Genomic DNA, 16654 nt, shown 5'->3' on the forward strand with positions numbered 1-16654 from the left:
TCGTGAAAACCGTCCTCGGGATCGATCCCGGAGCACGCGCAACGGGGCTCTGCGTCCTCTCAGGCGACGAAATCATCGCCCACCGCACAATCACCTCAGAAGGGGAGATATTTCCCGCAGAACGGCGCTACGTCCTCGCAGTCCTCGAAGCTGGCGCGACGCTCCTGCAAATCCACAACGTCGACCTCGTCGCTGTCGAAACCATCACCCGACCCAGCTGGCACATGAAAGGCCGCGCAGCCGTCGACCCCACCGCGCTGCTCGCCACCGCGGAAGTGCTCGGCGCAGTCCTCGGAGTCGACTGGCCCGTCAACGTCACCCAGATCCGACCGAACAAAAACGGGTCACAACCACTCGGCACCTACCCCGGCGAACTCGTCTCACCCGGAGAACGACGCAAACCCGGATGGGAAAACCGAATCGGAGGCGGCCAACTCAGACACGCGCGGTCCGCCTACGACGTCGCACGACTTGCCAGTCGCAACATCGCACGCAACTACTCACTTGCACAGGAGAACCCATGACCATCAAGGAAGTCACCTACTTCATCGCGGTGTGCGACGGCTGCAAGGAAGACGCCGACTACGGAGACTTCACTGCATGGGGCGACAGCTCGTCCGCCGTCGAGATGGCAGGCGATGACTGGTTCGAACGCACAAAGGTCGTCAAGGAAATCCCACCGTGCGAAGACCACCCACTAGGGCAGAAGATCATCGAGACAGTCGAACTGCTTTGCCCGGCCTGCCAGAAATGCGAGATCTGCGGCGAAAGTGGTTATCAGATGGACGATCATCTCGTCTGTGACGAGCACGAAGATCACGACTTCACGGACGCCTCCGCCCTCACCGAAACCGAGTGGCCGAACCTGAATGCGGTGCCGGCGTCAGTATTCGCAGTCAAGGATCGGAATGGCTTCGAATGGCGTCGGCGATCCAACGGAACATTCTGCGGGCGTGCAGGTTGCGGCAACGGACACCCCGACCTAGGTCCGTTCGTTGCGGATAAGGAGCGGTGAACATGAGCAGAATCATCGACGACATCCAGTCCGCACGCGACAAGCTGCCACTGCCGACACCCGGCAACTACGTGGACCCTCACGTCAAGGCTGCACGCAAAGCCACGCACGAGAGCACAGACGACGGACTCTACAAGCGAGACAGCCTGGTTCGCGCTGCAGCCGAACTGATCGTCGCACTCGAAATCCTGGACCGAGCAGACAAGGAGCGGCGGTGAGCGGCGTGACTGGGGCGGATGTTGAGCACACGAAAGCGCTGTACGAAAAGGCTGCGCTGACCAACCTGGTCGCCATGACAACCGGCGTCAAAGGTGGCGACCATTGGTACATCTGCGACGACAACGAATCGGTCGCCATGATCAGCGCCAACGACGGCATCGACGAAGAGTGGCGCCAACCTCGCGCCGAACTGTTCGCGCACGCCGTCAACACACTGCCCGCCCTGGTTGCCGAAGTGCAGCAGCTGCGCGCACGCATCACAGTCGCTGCCGAATACCACCAGCCAAAGAACTCGACCACCAGCACCAAAGACTTCTGCACGGAATGCGACCAGGAATGGCCGCGTGACACCCGAAAAGCGTTGGAGGCAATGAAATGAAGTATTTCTACGACACAGAGTTCCTTGAAGACGGTTCGACGATCGATCTGATTTCGATCGGGATCGTCTGCGAAGACGGACGTGAGTACTACGCCGTCAACTCGGACGCTGACTGGGATCGAATCAGGAAAGACGACTGGTTGATGGTCAATGTCGTCAGCTCACTTCCGACACACAGCAGAGGGCAAGTCGAGAAGCGCCAGGGATTCGGACAGTCGGGTTACTTGTGGGGTGGCCTCGATATGAGTTCCACTCTCGTGAAGCCGAATTGGGTCATCCGGAACGAGGTGCGTGAGTTTCTACTCGCAGAACCAAACCCCGAGCTGTGGGCTGACTATGCGGCATACGACCATGTCGCACTCGCGCAGCTATGGGGGAAGATGATCCACCTTCCCGCGGGCTTGCCGATGTACACGCGGGACTTCCAGCAGCGTCTCGATGACCTGGGGCGACCAGAGATCCCCGACCAGGTTTCAGGCTCGCATGACGCGCTTGAAGACGCTCGACACCTCAAGCGCTGCTTCCAGCATGTATCCGAGGTGTCGTCGTGACCGCGCCTGATCCGGGGTTGACCGCGGAAGCCAAACAGTGGGACGGGACACGCGCCTCGATCGAAGAGATAGCGCAGTGGGCCAACGCAAACGCCGACCTCATGGACGATTTCACTCTCGAATACAGCTTCACCACCGGCACGGACGTATTCGACGTGAGGATCGCAACCGAGAACGGCGACGAGGTTGTCAGTTCTGGCGACTGGATCATCCGCGACACGGCAGGCGAATTCCACCTTTGCCGAACCGTCTGCGCAGCTTTGGAAGGGGAATGACATTGAGCGAGACCGCACTACACACGGTCACCATCACTGGCGACGAAGACAGTCCACGGATCGAATTCACCTGCAACGGTGGCATCGAGTCGGCCTGCCACAACTATCCGGCCTGTGACTGCGAGAGCTGGGATGACGATCACCACCACCCGAAAGTCACGCACGAACTCTGCTGGATGCAGCACTGGTTCGACAACGACTGCATCAGCCCGATGGGCGAGCAAGGCATCCTCGACGACTGCGAATACAAAGTCGGCATGAGCGGCCCGATCGCCACAATCTTGTGCCACGACTACGTCGAGTGGGAGTTCCTACCCTTCAAGTCCTCTGAGGGTAATTCTCCGTGAAGGTACGCAGTGCGGGAGAAAGCTCATATCATGAGACCCGCACCAGCAGCGATCAATGCAGCGCATGCAACAGCGGATGTTACGAGAATATGGTCGGCGACGAACTCGACGAAAAAGATGGTCGACCACACGCCGAGAAGCCCGGCAATGAGGATCATTGTGCCAACGGTTGCGGTACAGATGCGCTTCATACGGGAGGGCTCCTCGGGAGTGCGCTTTGCCTTTGTCGGTACGCATTTGATGTGTATCCCTTGCCGGTGTATCGCTGCCCGACTGTCATGGCAGCGATACACCAACAGGGAAAGGGACTTTCGCCCCTTCGTCTATTCCTTCTCGGAAGGTCGCCCCTGTTGAGCGGCCAACGCGAAGCAGAATATGAAACCTCCGACTGCCGCGTAAACCCAGCTCGGAGTCCCGTCAATCCCCAGGATCGCCAAGACGAGGAACAGGATCAGTAAGGCCAGAAACTGCAATCCAAATGCGGTTGCAACCTTCAGCAGGCGTGTTTTCATGAACCATCCTTACCAACGGGCGATAAACGTCTTCCAATGCCACACAGCAGCATTGATCGCCTGATTCTTCAAGAACTGCGGCAGTAGCTTCCATGCAAGGGACCCGATATTACCTGCCGCGCAGCCAGCTACGACTCCGTAGATGTAATTGGTCCACGCTGTGTTCGTGCCGGCGAGGAAGTTGCTGATTGCAGTGGCGGGGACGGAGCCGAGGGCGCCACTTGCGCACCAGGCGACAGCAGCCGCGGCGATGACTGGGAGCGCTTGGGGCGTTACCTGTCCTTCTCCCGGTGTCACCGGCGCGACTGGCGTGACTGGATCGACTGGCGTTTCGATCGCTACGGCAGGCGGTGTTGGGGGACTGATGATTTGGACATCGACGATCGAGGTCGGGGGCGAGACTGGTTGAGCAGACGCTATTCCGTTAGTGCCAAACAAGGCGGCAGAAGCCACGGCGGTTGTGGTGACGGCGCTCAGAAGGATCCTTCGAGCACGTATCGGCATTCGCATTAGTTTTCCTGTCGTTTGGTCCGGACTGTCTCGATGTCGCGGTTCGGTAGTGACTCTATAAATTCCAACCGGTTGGAAAAGGTGCGCAAACACACAGTAAAGGATCGAGGGTGAAAATGGGGAACTCGGTTTGGTTTCGGTGATTCGCGCAAATTTAGGACAATTGTCCACTTGGGCAGAGTGATTGAAAGATGCAACAGGTGCTCGGATTACGTAAAGCGCAATATCGAGATGGTGGAGGTTGATGAAGCGTGACTGATTCGGTTGCCGCACACTTTGACATGGTCGCCGCATGTGAATACGGGACCTCTGGGTGGTGCACGACCGGGCGACACGAAAAGTGCGCCCATCGCATCGGCGGACCGCAAGAGTCCGGAGTCTGGTCGCCCGAGTGTTACGTGACGATCGGAAACAAGCCCAACGGAAAGACCGCCGTTCCGGCCGGATGGCCAACCGTTATCCGGCCATCGCACATCTGGCGCTGCCCGTGCGAATGCCACAGTGTGCCTGTGGACGACGAGCCGAATGACTTGCTCGAACTGTTGGTAGTAGACGGATCGTGAAAGACATTGCGACACAAATAGATTGGTTGAGTATGGTGATAGAATCGGCTAGAATTGGGTAGAAGTGTCCGACGGCTTGAAAGCGGGGATCGTAATGGCCACATCAGCACTCAAGGGGGAACGATGAGCATGGATACTGCTAGCTTCAGCGCCTTCCTCGAATTTTTCGAAGCGCGGATCGCGGACGATGAAGCTATCGCAAGTGGCGCAGTCCGTTGGTCGCACGGGGCGGCAGGGTGGGCAGATGGCGGTGAACCGGATTTCATACATATTGCTCGGCATGATCCTGCTCGGGTGTTGCGTGAGGTAGCGGCAAAGCGGGGGATTGTCGCAAAGGCGCGGCAGGGCATGGTCAACATCCGAATATTTCCTGGACTCTGGGAGTCGATGCAGCTTCTCGCCTTGCCGTACGACGACCATCCCGACTACCGCGAGGAGTGGCGACCTTGAGCTTCGGCACTGAAGCGGACCACTTTTACCTTGATCGAATAGGGCAGCGGCAACTTGTCGAGATCCTGCGATCGGTGCCAACTCTCATGGCCGGTCTCGACGTAGCTGTTGGCAAGCAGGAGAAGTTCGGGTCCGGTGGACCTCGGGTTGGCCGAGTTGAGCAAGCGCAGCCGTTGCCGTTCAATCCGCGAGTATCCGACGCGGCAACAGCCTTGCATCACGAGCTGGCGACATGGGTGCGGTTCGTGTGTGAGCCGCGTGGGATCTGGTACTGGCCGGAAGGCTGCACGCACTCGGCCAACTTCATTGGACCACTGCGCGAGCGGGAGAAGCGTGCGCCCGTGCACTTCTCGCCGCCGAACACCTTGGAGCTGGCGGAGTGGCTCGACCGTAACGTCGCGGCACTTGCTCTCACTCCCGGTGGCGAAGAAGCGCTTGGCGCGATCCGCAACGTCGTGATGGCTGGGTTCGCGACCCTGCGTCCGCCGAGAGAGGAAGTGATTCCGACGCTCGACGAGGATGCAGTGAACGAGGCACGCGAGTATGAGATGCATCGAGACGCGATCGCGAAGGCCGCGCGAGGATTGGGTGAGGAGTACGCGGGACTGACAGCCCAGCGGGTGAACACTCTTCGCCGAGCAAAAAAGATCTTTGGCACGCGGTGCATCGTTGCAACCCGGGCGGAGCTATTCCGATTCGGTGATGTCCTCGACGCGCATTTGGAACACAAGAGTCGAAGTCGCAGTAAGGAAGCGGCGTGAAACCTTAACCACGCCAGGTGTGTTAAGCTTCGCTCGCAAGGGCGTGAGAGGTATCCGAAAGGGTAAGTCTCACGCCCCTTCTGCATCCAGGGGCGCGTCTGGATCTGTCGATGCACTAGCCGAAACATCACCGGCGGGTGCTCCGGGAATCAACGCCACAATCTTCCGCTCAGGTCAAAGTCGCCGATCCGGTTCTGCTCACGCGCCGGATATGGAATCCAAGCTCGCGCCAAGACGGCCCCCGCCGTAGTGCGCTGCTGCCTGAGCGGGCTCAACGTCCCCGCTGTCGTGGGGCACACGGTGATCCGGGGAGATCGGTAGCCGAACAACTGAATAGCCCCGGCCTGCAGGCGGGGCCCTGGAGAGTAAACCGCCAGTGGTGGCGGGACCGCTTCGAACGCGGCACGGGCCGAAAGGCCAGGGGTTCGACTCCTCTTCTCTCCGCCATGACGTCCCGCCGATCCTCGGAGGCCCGAAGTGAGTCGAACATTTGACGATATCGGCGCGGTTCTCCGCTCGATGAACTATGAGCAGCGCAGTCTGACTCTGGAGCTCGTATCGATCGTCGCGTTCTCGTGCACGACGATCCCAGGCGTGCTGCTCCCATCCTCGGAGATTGTCGATGCGATCACAGAGAGCGTCGCCGAGAAACTGGATCTGCTGTCTGTGCCGGAACCGGTGGACAGCTTCGATATCGAGCGGGCAATGCTCGATATCGAAGCAGCACAACTGCATCGTCAGAGGGTCTACTCAGATCCGGAAAGTGTTGGCGTCTACGGCCCATGGAATCCGAGATGGCAGGCTGGCTCCCAACTGCAGCATGCGCAAGACAGGCTGACGCAGCTCCGCAAGGCCAGTGCATGACCGCCATCCTCGACCTGATCGAAGCGATCCGAATCGTGATCGCGCTCATCGAGTTTTGGGTGATCTGATGTGCCTCAGCCTCAAGCAGCCTCCGAATCCAACAAACCCCGACGAACAATCTCGTCATGAATCGCACGCAGAGTGTCATCGAGATCTGCAAAGTATCCGTCGTCAGGACACGGAATCAGCAGAGCTGCATCCTCGTACACGACTCTCAAAGCGCAGTACAGATCAACGAGATCCGCATTGCCAACTGGTAGACGCGGCGCCATCGTGTGACCTCCGAAGGTCGATGTTCGATTGCGATATCCGAGGTGTTCCACGGATCACTTCTTCTAAACGCTTCGTGTCGTGAGATGCAGAAGGAGGTGAGGGGCCGATGACAACAACCAAGTTGACTACCGAGCGGGGACCTGGTTGGTCAGACCTTCCGGTCGAACAGCCCGACATCAATCCCGGTCCGCATCTCTGCGAGGGGTGCGGCCGATGGATTCCATGCAGACACTGTGAGAGAGGCTCGACAATGACAGAGGCAGTCGATGGACAGTCCCTGGTCGTGAACAACACCGGCCGTCCCGAGTGCATCGTCCCGAAGCATGAAGGCGAGAAGGCCGCGCGCCGACTCGAACGGATGCTCCGGACCGTCCTCGCCCCCACCAAGGCTGACCCGTACTTCCGTCGGGGCACCCCGCACTACGAGGAGGCCACCCGGGTACTGGGGGCCAGCGCAAGATGGACGGTCGACGAATCAGTTCGACAGATCAGCCGACGTTGGTTGAAGGTCGATCGCTTTGTCCCGGATACCGACGGCTGGCCGCAACTCACCGCTGCCAATGACGGGACCCTCGTGACCGAGTCCGTCCGTATCCGGATCCCTCGCGACTCGTGGCTCGCCCGCGGTTACTCCCATCGTCGGCACCGCAAGGGTTTTCCCTCCGTCGGGTAGCCGACCCCGACGGCTGGTCTCAGTGCATCAGGGCCACATCGGCGCCAGGCTGTCGCGGTCAATCGCGGCGGCGGCCGGCGCCGCACCCATGTCGAACTCGGAAGTGAAAGGCAGGAACGAATGCCAACACTCGAAGACATGATCGCCGACGACATCGCTCATCTTCGACGCGAGCGATGTCGAGCGAACAAACCAGCGGTCGCCTTCCTCACCGCAACCCTGAACGCTCGGCTCTACGAGCTCACCCACGATGGGCAGGCCCACTGATGGCCTGGGAGCGCGGAGGCCACAGCCGCACCAGCACCGCAGCCCACCGACGCTGGGCCAGGCAGGTCAAAGCCCGGGACGGATACCGGTGTCAGAGGTGCGGGTATCAGGGCAGCGCGGCGGCCCAACCGCATGACATCGAGGCCAATCACATCGTCAACACCAGGTCCGGGGGCACCGACACGCTCCCCAACGGAGAGGCCCTCTGCTTGCCTTGTCACGCCGCGGAAACTCAACGCGAAGCCCAGGCCGGACGAGCAAAGAACGGCCGCCTCCGACCAGCTGAGCCACACCCGGGCCGACGCTGACGTGACCTCCGTGCCGCCACTCTGGCCTGCCCCGTGACCCCCTGGGGGGATGCCCCTACCCCCACCCCCACGGGCCCACGGTTGGCATAGCAGTCAAAAACATGCGTGCGCCGCTTCTGGTTTTTTGGAGCGAGGAGGAGGTCTGCGATGGTCAAGCCAAAAGCGCCGGCAGGCTTTCGCGCGGCAGGAAAAAAGCTCTGGTCCGGAATTTCCAGTGCATACGAGTTGCGTCCCGACGAGCTCCGGATTCTCGAAGATGCTTGTCGCGAGGCTGATCTGATCGACTCGATGGTCAAGTGGCTCGAAGACGACGACATCATGACGACCGGGTCGACCGGGCAGCCGGTGGTCAATCCGCTGGTGTCCGAAGTGCGTCAGCATCGGACTGTTCTGTCGTCGTTGATGCGGCAGCTGAAACTGCCCGACGACGGCAATGTCGAGAAGGAGGCGGGCGAGCGCTCAGCCTCCGCAAGGACCGCGGCGAACGCCCGGTGGTCCAGGCGTGGCGCGTAGTCGCGCGGCGACTCTGATCAAGTCTGCGGATTCCGAGTTCGCCGAGATCATTGCCTGGTACGAGGAGCAGCTCGACGACGCTACTCCGCCAACGGGGTTGTTATGGGAGCCGGTGAAGATCGGCCCGACGTGGCAATGGGACGAAAACGGCTGGGTGTTGCCCGAGGCCAGTCTCGGATGGCGGGTCCTCGCCTGGTCAGGAAAGTGGCTCAGGGACAAGCGTGGACAGCCATGGCAGTTCACTCCCGAGCAGACTCGTTTCATCCTCTGGTTCTTCGCGGTCGACGAGAACGGCGGATTCCTCTATCACTCGGCGGTCCTGCAGAGGCTGAAGGGTTGGGGCAAGGATCCGGTTGCGGCATGTCTCGCGCTCGCAGCGTGTTTCGCCGAGGTGACGTTCGACCACTGGGACGGCGATCGTCCGATCGGTCGCGAGGAACCGAACGCGTGGGTGCAGATCGTCGCGGTCAATCAGGAGCAGACCAAGAACACGATGAAGCTCCTGCCGTCGTTGGTGCCGGCGGAAACCCGCCAGCATTACGGCATCCAGATCGGCAAGGTCAATCTCTACGGCCTCGGCGACACTCGGCAGATCGAAGCGGTGACCTCGTCAGCGATGGCGATCGAGGGTGGCCGGCCGACGCTGATCATTCGCGGCGAGACACAGAACTGGAATTCGTCGAACGGCGGCCACGAGATGGCGGGCGCTATCGAGGGCAACGCCGCGAAATCCGAAGACGGTACCGCTCGGATGCTCGACATCTGCAACGCCTTTCGTCCCAATGAGGGCTCCGTCGGGCAGGTCGTTCGCGAAGCATGGGAAGCAACTCAGGGCGAGGAATCGGAGTTTCAGGACTTCGGCCTGTTGTACGACTCACTGGAAGCGCCACCGAAAGCGCCACTCAGCGCCGAGGCGGCACCCGATGTGGTGCGCGCAATCGCGGGCGATTCGACCTGGCTCGACACCAAGCCGCGTGGTCGCATCGTCAAATCAATTCTGAACTCTGCGAACCCTCCGAGCGAGTCACGGCGCAAGTGGTACAACCAGATCACGGCCGCCGAGGACGCCTGGGTCGTCCCGCAGGACTGGGATGCCAACGCTGATCCTCGTGTGCTCGAGCGCGGCGATCGCATCGTGATGTTCTTCGACGGATCGAAGTCCGATGACGCGACCGCCCTGGTCGGGTGCCGAATGTCGGACGGGTACATATTCCGGATCGGTATCTGGCAGCGCGGCCCGAAGGACAAGGACTGGATTGTCAATCGGGACGCGGTCGACGTCCGGGTTCACGAGACGTTCGCGAAGTACTCGGTTGTCGGCTTTTGGGCTGACCTTTCCGACGCTCGCGACGACGAAACAGGTGAGCGCTACTGGGAGCCATACGCCGACGCCTGGGCTCAGAAGTATGCCCAGAAGCTACGGCTACTCCCGGCAGTTAAGTCGGGAGACTCTGCGCACCTGATCAATTGGGACATGCGCTCACCGGCCCACATGAAGGTCTTCATCGAGCACGCCGAGCGATTCACCTCGGATGTGAAGAACGGCGCAACGGAGGGGAGTACGGGCGTGATCCCTCATGACGGAGACAAAATCTTGCAACAGCATGTGAAGAACGCGCGCCGGCGCCCCGCTCGTGGAATCGGCGTCGGTCTCGGCAAAGAGCATCGCGAGTCGAAGAAAAAGATCGACGGCGCGGTCTGCGCGGTTGGCGCTCGAATGATGTGGCGCATTGCCATCCGCAGTGGAATCAAGGCGACATCGCGTTCGCGGAAGGCGGTCACCCTGTGATGAAAGGGATTTCGCAGCTGTTCGGCGGGCGTGGCATCCCGGCTCTGTTTCTCCGGACGCTCGCCCTCGACGACGACGAGGAACGCCTCGTCGGACAGATGCGCGCGCAGATCCGGAAGTTCGCGGCGAAGAACGCCATCAAGAATGCCTTCTACGAGGGTAAGCAGAAGACGCGACAGCTCGACATTGCGGTGCCTCCGGGCTTGCAGGATCTCGCTGTGTCGATGGGATGGCCGGGTACAGCAGTCGATGTCCTCGAGGAGCGGCTCGACTTTCTGGGATGGACGTCGGTGCAGGACCTCATGGGGCTTGATGACGTGTTCCGCGAGAACAGCCTCGGCGTGGAAGCCGGGCGAGGGCATTTGGATGCACTGATCACCGGAACCGACTTTGTGACTGTCGGCCGCGGCGACACCAACTACGGCGAACCTGACGTTCTGGTCACCGTGGAGTCCGCGTCGTCTGCGACGACGTTGCGGAACTATCGAGCGCGTCGGTCGGAGGCCGGATTGTCTCAGACGCGCAATGAATTCGGCGCGGTGGAGATGGAGACGCTCTATCTGCCGAACTCGACCATCGGGTTTGCCCGCAATGAGCGAACGAAGAAGCTCGAGGTCATCTCTCGAGACGATCACAATGCCGGGCGAGTGTTCATGGCGCGCTTGGTCAATAGGGATCGAGCGTCGGATCTTGATGGGCGATCGGAAATTACTCGCCCGGTGATGTATTACACCGACGCAGCAATTCGAACAATGCTCGGAATGGAGATCAATCGCGAGTTCTACACTGCTCCTTCGCGATATGCGCTCGGCGCGGACCCGGAGCAGTTCGGTGTCAATGAGGATTCGACCGAGTCGGAGAAACGGCAGGCTGGCTGGAAGGCGGCCATGGGCCGATTCAACGTCATACCGCGAACCGAAGACGGGCTTGCGCCGACGGTGGGGGAGTTTCACCCAGCGCCACCGACACCGTACATCGATCAGGTCAAGATGTACTCCCAGCTACTGTCCGCCGAGACCGGCATTCCGTCGACCTACCTCGGTTTCTTCACGGACAATCCCGCGTCTGCCGACTCGATCCGACAGGCAGAGTATCGACTGGTCAAGCGCGCAGAGCGTCGGCAAGGAACATTTGGCCAAGGGTGGCGCGAGATTGCGTACCTGTCACTGCTCGCTCGTGACGGCAAGGTGGATGCAGATGCGTTCCGCAAGATCGGCGTTCGATGGCGTGACGCTTCGACTCCGACTCGTGCCGCAACTGCTGATGCCGGACAGAAGTTGGTGGGAGTGAAGATCCTGCGTCCGGACTCGCCCGTGACGTACGACTATATGGGTTTCTCGGAACAAGATCAGATGCGCTTAGCCGAGGAGAATCGATTGGCGATGGCAGCTGAACTTCCCGACCTGCTGCGCAAGGCTGCTGGCCAAGTTTCAAACCCTCAGGTGATCGAGTTGTCGAGTAGGCGCAATGCCAACGAGCCTGCTTGAGCGGAAGGAGATTCTGGGCCACCTGGACCGGCTAGCGATCAATGAGATCGTCAATGTCTGGGACACGGCGCAGGGTCTCCCTTCTGCGGAGTTCCGATCGGTGATGGTGAATTCATTGCCTGCGGTGACGGATCCGTATGCCGCTGCTGCGTCGAATCTGGCTGCTGCTTGGTATGACGAGTCTGCGCCGAATTTGCCCTATCGAGCGAAGCCGTCGCCACTTCCCGCGTCGGAGGGCTTGCTGTCTTCGGCTGATTGGGCGATGGGTGCTCGTGGCGCGGATGCGCTTGCCCGGCTGGCTGAGGTTGCGCAGAAAGCTATCTGGAGTGGTAATCGGCAGACGATCTTCGACAATGCGAAGGCAGAGCCTGGCGCGCGCTATGAGCGGGTTGCCGAAGGCAAGTGCTGCGCATTCTGCGCGATGCTCTGTACGCGAGGCGCCGTTTACCTGGAATCCACGGTGGGGTTTCGCGCTCACGGAAACTGTCGCTGCGGCGCGCAAGAAGTGCGGCCAGGCAGGTCCTTTGATCGGCCTGCCCACTATCAGCGCTTCGATGAGGCGTATGCCCAAGCTTCGCGTAATGCCACTGGCACGGACGCGATTCTCGCCGAGATGCGAATCATTCTCGGCTTTTCCTGACCATTTTCAGTGCTGCATGGTGCTGACCTATCCCGCACGGGAGTAGAAGATGAGTAGTGAACAGTTGGAAATCCCTACAGCTGAAGCGTTGTCGCGATATGCGCGCGAGCTGAAGGAAGGGGGATTCTCGCAGCCAGTGATCGACCAGCTCGTGATTCACGCGTCGGAGCACCTCGTGCTGGGTCGCGCACGACGCGACGAGTGCGGCCAGGAATCCGGCGTGCTGCGAGTGAAGGTGATCGCGAATGCATAACCCGAGAAAGTCGCTGCTCGTCGTTGCCCCTGCGGCTTTGGATCCTTTCGGCCAGTTCGGAAATCGCGCCGCTCGGCGTCACCCTCGACGAGATCCGAATGGGCACCCGAACGGCAATCCGAATCCGAATCCGAATCCGGAACCTGAGCCGAACCCGAACCCGAACCCGAACCCCGAACCCAATCCTGACGCGGCTAACTGGGCAAAGGTTTTCGAGGGTATGACGCCGGCCGAGGTGAAGGCACAGTTCGATCAGGCGAAGGATAATCGCGAGGCCGCGGAGAAGTGGAATCAGATTCAGAAGGCCTTCACGGGCGAAGGCGGCGACACGCCACCGGATCCCGCGCAGCTAGCCACCGACCTGTCTGCCGCAAGGGCCGGCGAACGCGAAGCGAAGGTCGAGAACGCGATTCTGCTTCTCGCCCCCACTGAGGGGGCGAATCCCAACTCGTTGATCGACTCCCGATCGTTCATGACCAGGATCGCCTCGCTCGACCTCGATCCCGCAGCCGCCGACTTCAACGAGAAGGTGACCGCAGAGATCAAAGCAGTTGCGGCGGCGCATCCGCTCACGGGCATTCCCCGCGGCCCGCTGCCCAACCCGCAGCAAGGTAACCCCGGCCATCAGAAGACGGAATCTACCGTCTCGGCAGGCCGTGCGCGATACAAGGAACGAAACCCCAAGTAGACCAACACATTCAACGAAGGAGGGATCCGGATGGATCTCAACATCAGGACCGAACGCTTCGGCCAGGATGACCAGTCCTGGCTGGCATCGGCACATGGCACCGACACGGCACGGGCAGTCAACATCGACGTGTCGACGTTCACGGCCGCCACTCACTACCCCGAGGGGTACCTCAAGTCCGGGTTTCCACTCAAGAAGGTCGGCAACCGGTACGGGCTGCGAACCAACGCCGACACCGAACCGATCGAGGGGCATCTCTTCACCGCGGTGAAGATTCCCCCGGGCGCGACCGTCGTGGTCGGTGCTCTCTTCTGGCATGGCGCCGTCCTGGCGGCGAAGCTGCCGTCTTCCGTCGACGTCGACGGTCAGGCAACTGCCCGCGACATCCGATACTTCTGAGGAGCCTGACTCATGGCACTAGTAATTAACAGCGACTTCATCACCCCGGCCGAACTCACGGGTTACATCCGCGAGGCTCTGGCCGATCAGGCAGTCAATGATCTGTCGCTGATCGACAATTTGCTTCCGGACACCCTCGTCCCTGATGTGGACTTCCGGGCGAACATCACGCAGCACGGCCTGAAGCGGGCTGCGAAGTTCCGTAGCTGGGACACCGAGGCTCCGCAGTCGCCCCGCAAGGGTCTGACTCGAATTTCCGGTGAGCTGCCTCCGCTTTCGGAGAAGAAGCGCCTCGGTGAGTACGACCGTCTGCGGCTGCGGAGGGCGAATTCGGCGATCCTGGACCTGATCCTCAAGGATGCGGTGGAGCTCGCGGACGCGATTCGCACGCGCCTGATCATCGCGAAGGCGCAGGCGCTCGTGACCGGCAAGGTCAGCCTGGCGCAGGATGGTCTCGAGATCGAGGCCGACTTCGACCGCAAGTCGGGACATTCCATCACTGCGGCAACTCTGTGGTCCGGTGCTGCTGATCCGATCCTCGATCAGGAGTCTTGGTTCTCGGTCTTCCGGGTTTCGAACTCCGGCAACCCGGGCCGCGCGATCACTTCGCAGCGAGTCATTTCGACACTCATGCGGAATGAGGCGATTCGCAACGCAGTATCTCCTCCGGGTGCTGCCGTGCCGTCCATCGTCACACTCGAGGCGGTGCAGGCCCTGTTCACTTCGTTCGGGCATCCGCGTTTCGAGATCTTCGACGCACAGGTTGAGGATTACAACGGTGACGCCACGCGCCTCATTCCGGACGACTCGATCCTCTACGTCGGCGGATCGAGCATGACGTCGACGAAGCTAGGCGAAACCCTCTGGGGTATCACGGCCGAGGCGATCGAACCCGACTACTCGATCGACGAGGACGAGGCTCCCGGCATCGTCGTCGGTTCGTACATCGATCAGGATCCGATCGCACGTTGGACGAAGGCTTCGGGAATCGGCTTGCCGATCCTGGGCAACTCCAACGCGACCATGATCGCCAAGGTTCTCTGATGGCGCGCCTGATCACCTCTGTGCATGTCGCGGACGAGTCGGGCGTCAGTCATGTGTTCGGGCCAAGCGATGCGGTTCCGTCCTGGGCTGCTGCCAGGATTACCAATCCCGCGGCTTGGGACGGCCCGCCACCCGAGCCTGAGGTCACGGAACCCATCGTGGTCGAGACCGAGACGACAACCGAATCCGAGACCGTAACGGAAGAGGTCGCACCGGAAACCGCAAGTGCGCCGGCCACCGAAGAGGAGCTGACGCCCGACCTCGCTGCGGAATCCGTGTCTGAACCGGAGACGGTGGAGTCCGAGCCGGAAACGGTTAAGCCCGAGCCTGTAACAGCGGCGCCCAAGCGTCGCGGTCGACCCGCCAAGGCTGCGACCAACAACTGAAAACTAGGAGGTGCCGATCCGATGGCATGGACAATTCCGAAGGATGTTCGCGACCGTTGGATCGGCCCTCCGACCGAGGCGACCGACGAGCAGATAGCGGTCAAGATCGCCGACGTGGAGGATGACATTCTTCGCGCAGATCCGAATATCGAGGACCGCATCACCGCCAACAAGCTGCCACTGATCCGAGTAAAGAAGGTCGTTGCCCGGATGCTGATCCGGCACCTTCAGAACCCCGAAGGTGTGCGCAGTGTCCAGCAGGGCGCCGGCCCGTTTCAGACGTCGACCACATACGGCGGCGCCGAGCCTGGCGCGCTCACACTGACTGATGACGATCGCGAAGAACTCGGCATCCCGAAGCGGAAGACGCGGGCGTTCTCCGTGGACATGACGCCTCCGGGTGCGTATCGATCGAGAACTCCTGACACGGAGTGGTTCTCGTGAAGCCCTTTCCTCGAGCTCACACGATCGGGATCCGTCGGTTCCAGCAGTCCGATGAACTCGACGCGGGCCGCAACCGGAAGAAATCATGGTCCGATCCGGAACCGACTCTCGTGTACGGCTACGGCTCACGTTCGGACTACGGCATGTCGGAGCCAAACCAGCCGAACCGAGACATGGTCATAGAAGGCCTCGTGGTGCTCGCACCGCCGGAGGTGACGATCAGTGCTCTCGATCGCGTCGTGATTCCCGGCTACGACCACGACTTCGAAGTCGACGGCGAGGACTCCGATTGGACGAAAGGCCCATTCGGGTTCACGCCCGGCCGCTCAATCGCACTGAAGAAAGTGGAGAACTGATGAGCAAAGCTGACATCGTCTGGAACCCTCACGCGCTCGAGCAACTCCGTCGCGGCGCCGAGGTCATGGGTCATCTGCATCGAACGATGGAGAAAGTCCATGCCGCGGTCGGCGGGAACGCTGCCGGGTACACCCTCTCGTCCGTGCAGGGGCAGAAGCGGCCGCAGGGCCGCGGATTCGTATCGGTTGCGGCAACCACCGCGCAGGCGAAGCGATCGGAAGCCAAGCACAACAACCTCATCCGCGCCGCGGGAGCGTCCAGTGGTTGAGGTCATCGAGTTCGACCCTGTCGAAGAAATCGTCACGAACTATCTCTACGACAACCTCGGCGACAACACGGACGTTTCGACTCGCGTCCCAGTGCCCCGGCCCAATACGTTCGTCACAGCGCGCGCTGCAGGCGGTGGTGATCGCAACATCATCCTCTCCTCGCGGATGGTGATTTTCCAATGCTGGGACAACGACGAAGACCGCGCGCGCAGGCTCGCCGAGCGATCGTTCTCGATTCTCAAAGCAGCGCAGCGTGATTCGACCGAACCGAGGATCCGTCAGGTGACCACGATCGGTGTCCCGCAATCGTTTCCGGATCCCGAATCGTCGACGCCGCGCTACCAGTTCACCCTGCAGTTCGACATCAGGGGACACATCACTTCGTAGGCCGTGCACCGCCATTCGCGGCACGACCAAC

The 16654-nt window shown here is 60.9% G+C and carries 29 protein-coding genes and 1 tRNA gene; 27 read left to right on the plus strand and 3 right to left on the minus strand.

Annotation, left to right across the window (positions count from 1 at the left end; translation table 11 throughout):
• The first annotated feature begins 2 nt into the window (after positions 1 to 2).
• The 7 genes from YH3_RS20510 to YH3_RS20540 are packed head-to-tail and all read left to right on the plus strand — an operon-like array spanning position 3 to position 2786.
• Positions 3 to 524 (plus strand): hypothetical protein, encoded by a 522-nt coding sequence (locus YH3_RS20510; RefSeq protein ID WP_064443954.1) that lies wholly within the window; start codon positions 3 to 5, stop codon positions 522 to 524.
• A complete protein-coding gene (locus tag YH3_RS20515; RefSeq protein WP_064443955.1) occupies positions 521 to 1015 on the plus strand; it encodes a hypothetical protein in 495 nt (164 codons plus the stop codon). The genes YH3_RS20510 and YH3_RS20515 overlap by 4 nt, the downstream gene beginning before the upstream one ends.
• Before the next feature lie 2 nt (positions 1016 to 1017).
• The gene (locus YH3_RS20520; protein ID WP_064443956.1) at positions 1018 to 1233 is read left to right on the plus strand and encodes a hypothetical protein; all 216 of its coding nucleotides are present in this window, start codon (positions 1018 to 1020) and stop codon (positions 1231 to 1233) included.
• Complete coding sequence (locus tag YH3_RS20525; RefSeq protein WP_064443957.1) at positions 1230 to 1613, plus strand: hypothetical protein; 384 nt, start codon at positions 1230 to 1232, stop codon at positions 1611 to 1613. Before YH3_RS20520 ends, YH3_RS20525 begins: the two co-directional genes overlap by 4 nt.
• The gene (locus YH3_RS20530; RefSeq protein ID WP_064443958.1) at positions 1610 to 2164 is read left to right on the plus strand and encodes a 3'-5' exoribonuclease domain-containing protein; all 555 of its coding nucleotides are present in this window, start codon (positions 1610 to 1612) and stop codon (positions 2162 to 2164) included. The genes YH3_RS20525 and YH3_RS20530 overlap by 4 nt, the downstream gene beginning before the upstream one ends.
• On the plus strand, positions 2161 to 2439 hold the full coding sequence (locus YH3_RS20535; protein ID WP_064443959.1) for a hypothetical protein: 279 nt from the start codon (positions 2161 to 2163) through the stop codon (positions 2437 to 2439). The genes YH3_RS20530 and YH3_RS20535 overlap by 4 nt, the downstream gene beginning before the upstream one ends.
• Positions 2436 to 2786 carry a hypothetical protein gene (locus tag YH3_RS20540; RefSeq protein WP_082920619.1) on the plus strand — a complete coding sequence of 117 codons (351 nt, stop codon included), beginning with the start codon at positions 2436 to 2438 and terminating at the stop codon, positions 2784 to 2786. Before YH3_RS20535 ends, YH3_RS20540 begins: the two co-directional genes overlap by 4 nt.
• 323 nt (positions 2787 to 3109) lie before the next feature.
• Here YH3_RS20540 and YH3_RS20545 read toward each other — a convergent pair whose 3' ends face one another.
• Both YH3_RS20545 and YH3_RS35620 read right to left on the minus strand, forming a co-directional pair.
• The gene (locus tag YH3_RS20545) at positions 3110 to 3298 is read right to left on the minus strand and encodes a hypothetical protein (RefSeq protein ID WP_064443960.1); all 189 of its coding nucleotides are present in this window, start codon (positions 3296 to 3298) and stop codon (positions 3110 to 3112) included.
• 9 nt (positions 3299 to 3307) lie between these two features.
• Positions 3308 to 3595 carry a hypothetical protein gene (locus YH3_RS35620; protein WP_154100313.1) on the minus strand — a complete coding sequence of 96 codons (288 nt, stop codon included), beginning with the start codon at positions 3593 to 3595 and terminating at the stop codon, positions 3308 to 3310.
• Positions 3596 to 4500: 905 nt separating this feature from the next.
• On the opposite strand from YH3_RS35620, the gene YH3_RS20560 reads away from it, so the two are divergent.
• The 6 genes from YH3_RS20560 to YH3_RS20585 all read left to right on the plus strand — a co-directional run bounded on the left by YH3_RS20560 (position 4501) and on the right by YH3_RS20585 (position 7392).
• The gene (locus tag YH3_RS20560; RefSeq protein ID WP_154100314.1) at positions 4501 to 4821 is read left to right on the plus strand and encodes a DUF6221 family protein; all 321 of its coding nucleotides are present in this window, start codon (positions 4501 to 4503) and stop codon (positions 4819 to 4821) included.
• Between the two features lie 74 nt (positions 4822 to 4895).
• Entirely contained in the window at positions 4896 to 5582 is a 687-nt protein-coding gene (locus YH3_RS20565) for a hypothetical protein (RefSeq protein WP_154100315.1), read from the plus strand.
• Positions 5583 to 5942: 360 nt separating this feature from the next.
• Positions 5943 to 6029 (plus strand) — tRNA-Ser (locus YH3_RS20570).
• Positions 6030 to 6101: 72 nt separating this feature from the next.
• The gene (locus YH3_RS20575; RefSeq protein ID WP_154100316.1) at positions 6102 to 6446 is read left to right on the plus strand and encodes a hypothetical protein; all 345 of its coding nucleotides are present in this window, start codon (positions 6102 to 6104) and stop codon (positions 6444 to 6446) included.
• A 125-nt stretch (positions 6447 to 6571) separates the two neighbouring features.
• Entirely contained in the window at positions 6572 to 6706 is a 135-nt protein-coding gene (locus tag YH3_RS37165; RefSeq protein ID WP_274522689.1) for a hypothetical protein, read from the plus strand.
• 263 nt (positions 6707 to 6969) lie between these two features.
• Positions 6970 to 7392 (plus strand): hypothetical protein, encoded by a 423-nt coding sequence (locus tag YH3_RS20585; protein WP_064443967.1) that lies wholly within the window; start codon positions 6970 to 6972, stop codon positions 7390 to 7392.
• Positions 7393 to 7419: 27 nt separating this feature from the next.
• On the opposite strand, the gene YH3_RS36125 is transcribed toward YH3_RS20585, so the two are convergent.
• Positions 7420 to 7641 carry a hypothetical protein gene (locus YH3_RS36125; protein WP_193777175.1) on the minus strand — a complete coding sequence of 74 codons (222 nt, stop codon included), beginning with the start codon at positions 7639 to 7641 and terminating at the stop codon, positions 7420 to 7422.
• Between the two features lie 17 nt (positions 7642 to 7658).
• Between YH3_RS36125 and YH3_RS37355 the strand changes: the two genes are divergently transcribed.
• From YH3_RS37355 to YH3_RS20655, 14 genes are all read left to right on the plus strand, one after another.
• Positions 7659 to 7967, plus strand: a complete 309-nt coding sequence (locus YH3_RS37355; protein ID WP_193777176.1) for an HNH endonuclease — start codon at positions 7659 to 7661, stop codon at positions 7965 to 7967.
• Between the two features lie 147 nt (positions 7968 to 8114).
• Positions 8115 to 8480 (plus strand): hypothetical protein, encoded by a 366-nt coding sequence (locus tag YH3_RS20595; RefSeq protein WP_064443969.1) that lies wholly within the window; start codon positions 8115 to 8117, stop codon positions 8478 to 8480.
• On the plus strand, positions 8470 to 10269 hold the full coding sequence (locus YH3_RS20600) for a terminase (RefSeq protein ID WP_082920621.1): 1800 nt from the start codon (positions 8470 to 8472) through the stop codon (positions 10267 to 10269). The genes YH3_RS20595 and YH3_RS20600 overlap by 11 nt, the downstream gene beginning before the upstream one ends.
• Complete coding sequence (locus tag YH3_RS20605) at positions 10269 to 11756, plus strand: phage portal protein (RefSeq protein WP_154100317.1); 1488 nt, start codon at positions 10269 to 10271, stop codon at positions 11754 to 11756. Before YH3_RS20600 ends, YH3_RS20605 begins: the two co-directional genes overlap by 1 nt.
• Entirely contained in the window at positions 11737 to 12396 is a 660-nt protein-coding gene (locus tag YH3_RS20610; protein WP_064443971.1) for a hypothetical protein, read from the plus strand. Before YH3_RS20605 ends, YH3_RS20610 begins: the two co-directional genes overlap by 20 nt.
• A 49-nt stretch (positions 12397 to 12445) precedes the next feature.
• The gene (locus YH3_RS20615; RefSeq protein ID WP_064443972.1) at positions 12446 to 12649 is read left to right on the plus strand and encodes a hypothetical protein; all 204 of its coding nucleotides are present in this window, start codon (positions 12446 to 12448) and stop codon (positions 12647 to 12649) included.
• The gene (locus YH3_RS20620; protein WP_064443973.1) at positions 12642 to 13337 is read left to right on the plus strand and encodes a hypothetical protein; all 696 of its coding nucleotides are present in this window, start codon (positions 12642 to 12644) and stop codon (positions 13335 to 13337) included. The genes YH3_RS20615 and YH3_RS20620 overlap by 8 nt, the downstream gene beginning before the upstream one ends.
• 30 nt (positions 13338 to 13367) lie before the next feature.
• The gene (locus tag YH3_RS20625) at positions 13368 to 13736 is read left to right on the plus strand and encodes a hypothetical protein (protein ID WP_064443974.1); all 369 of its coding nucleotides are present in this window, start codon (positions 13368 to 13370) and stop codon (positions 13734 to 13736) included.
• Between the two features lie 12 nt (positions 13737 to 13748).
• Positions 13749 to 14780 carry a major capsid protein gene (locus YH3_RS20630; RefSeq protein WP_064443975.1) on the plus strand — a complete coding sequence of 344 codons (1032 nt, stop codon included), beginning with the start codon at positions 13749 to 13751 and terminating at the stop codon, positions 14778 to 14780.
• Positions 14780 to 15166 carry a hypothetical protein gene (locus YH3_RS20635; protein ID WP_064443976.1) on the plus strand — a complete coding sequence of 129 codons (387 nt, stop codon included), beginning with the start codon at positions 14780 to 14782 and terminating at the stop codon, positions 15164 to 15166. The genes YH3_RS20630 and YH3_RS20635 overlap by 1 nt, the downstream gene beginning before the upstream one ends.
• Before the next feature lie 21 nt (positions 15167 to 15187).
• On the plus strand, positions 15188 to 15610 hold the full coding sequence (locus YH3_RS20640) for a Gp19/Gp15/Gp42 family protein (protein WP_064443977.1): 423 nt from the start codon (positions 15188 to 15190) through the stop codon (positions 15608 to 15610).
• Complete coding sequence (locus YH3_RS20645; RefSeq protein ID WP_134931924.1) at positions 15607 to 15966, plus strand: hypothetical protein; 360 nt, start codon at positions 15607 to 15609, stop codon at positions 15964 to 15966. The genes YH3_RS20640 and YH3_RS20645 overlap by 4 nt, the downstream gene beginning before the upstream one ends.
• Positions 15966 to 16235 (plus strand): hypothetical protein, encoded by a 270-nt coding sequence (locus YH3_RS20650; protein ID WP_064443978.1) that lies wholly within the window; start codon positions 15966 to 15968, stop codon positions 16233 to 16235. The genes YH3_RS20645 and YH3_RS20650 overlap by 1 nt, the downstream gene beginning before the upstream one ends.
• A complete protein-coding gene (locus YH3_RS20655; protein ID WP_064443979.1) occupies positions 16228 to 16623 on the plus strand; it encodes a hypothetical protein in 396 nt (131 codons plus the stop codon). The genes YH3_RS20650 and YH3_RS20655 overlap by 8 nt, the downstream gene beginning before the upstream one ends.
• Positions 16624 to 16654: the final 31 nt, after the last annotated feature.

It is taken from the genome of Rhodococcus sp. YH3-3, from assembly GCF_001653035.1.
Classification (GTDB): domain Bacteria; phylum Actinomycetota; class Actinomycetes; order Mycobacteriales; family Mycobacteriaceae; genus Rhodococcus_F; species Rhodococcus_F qingshengii.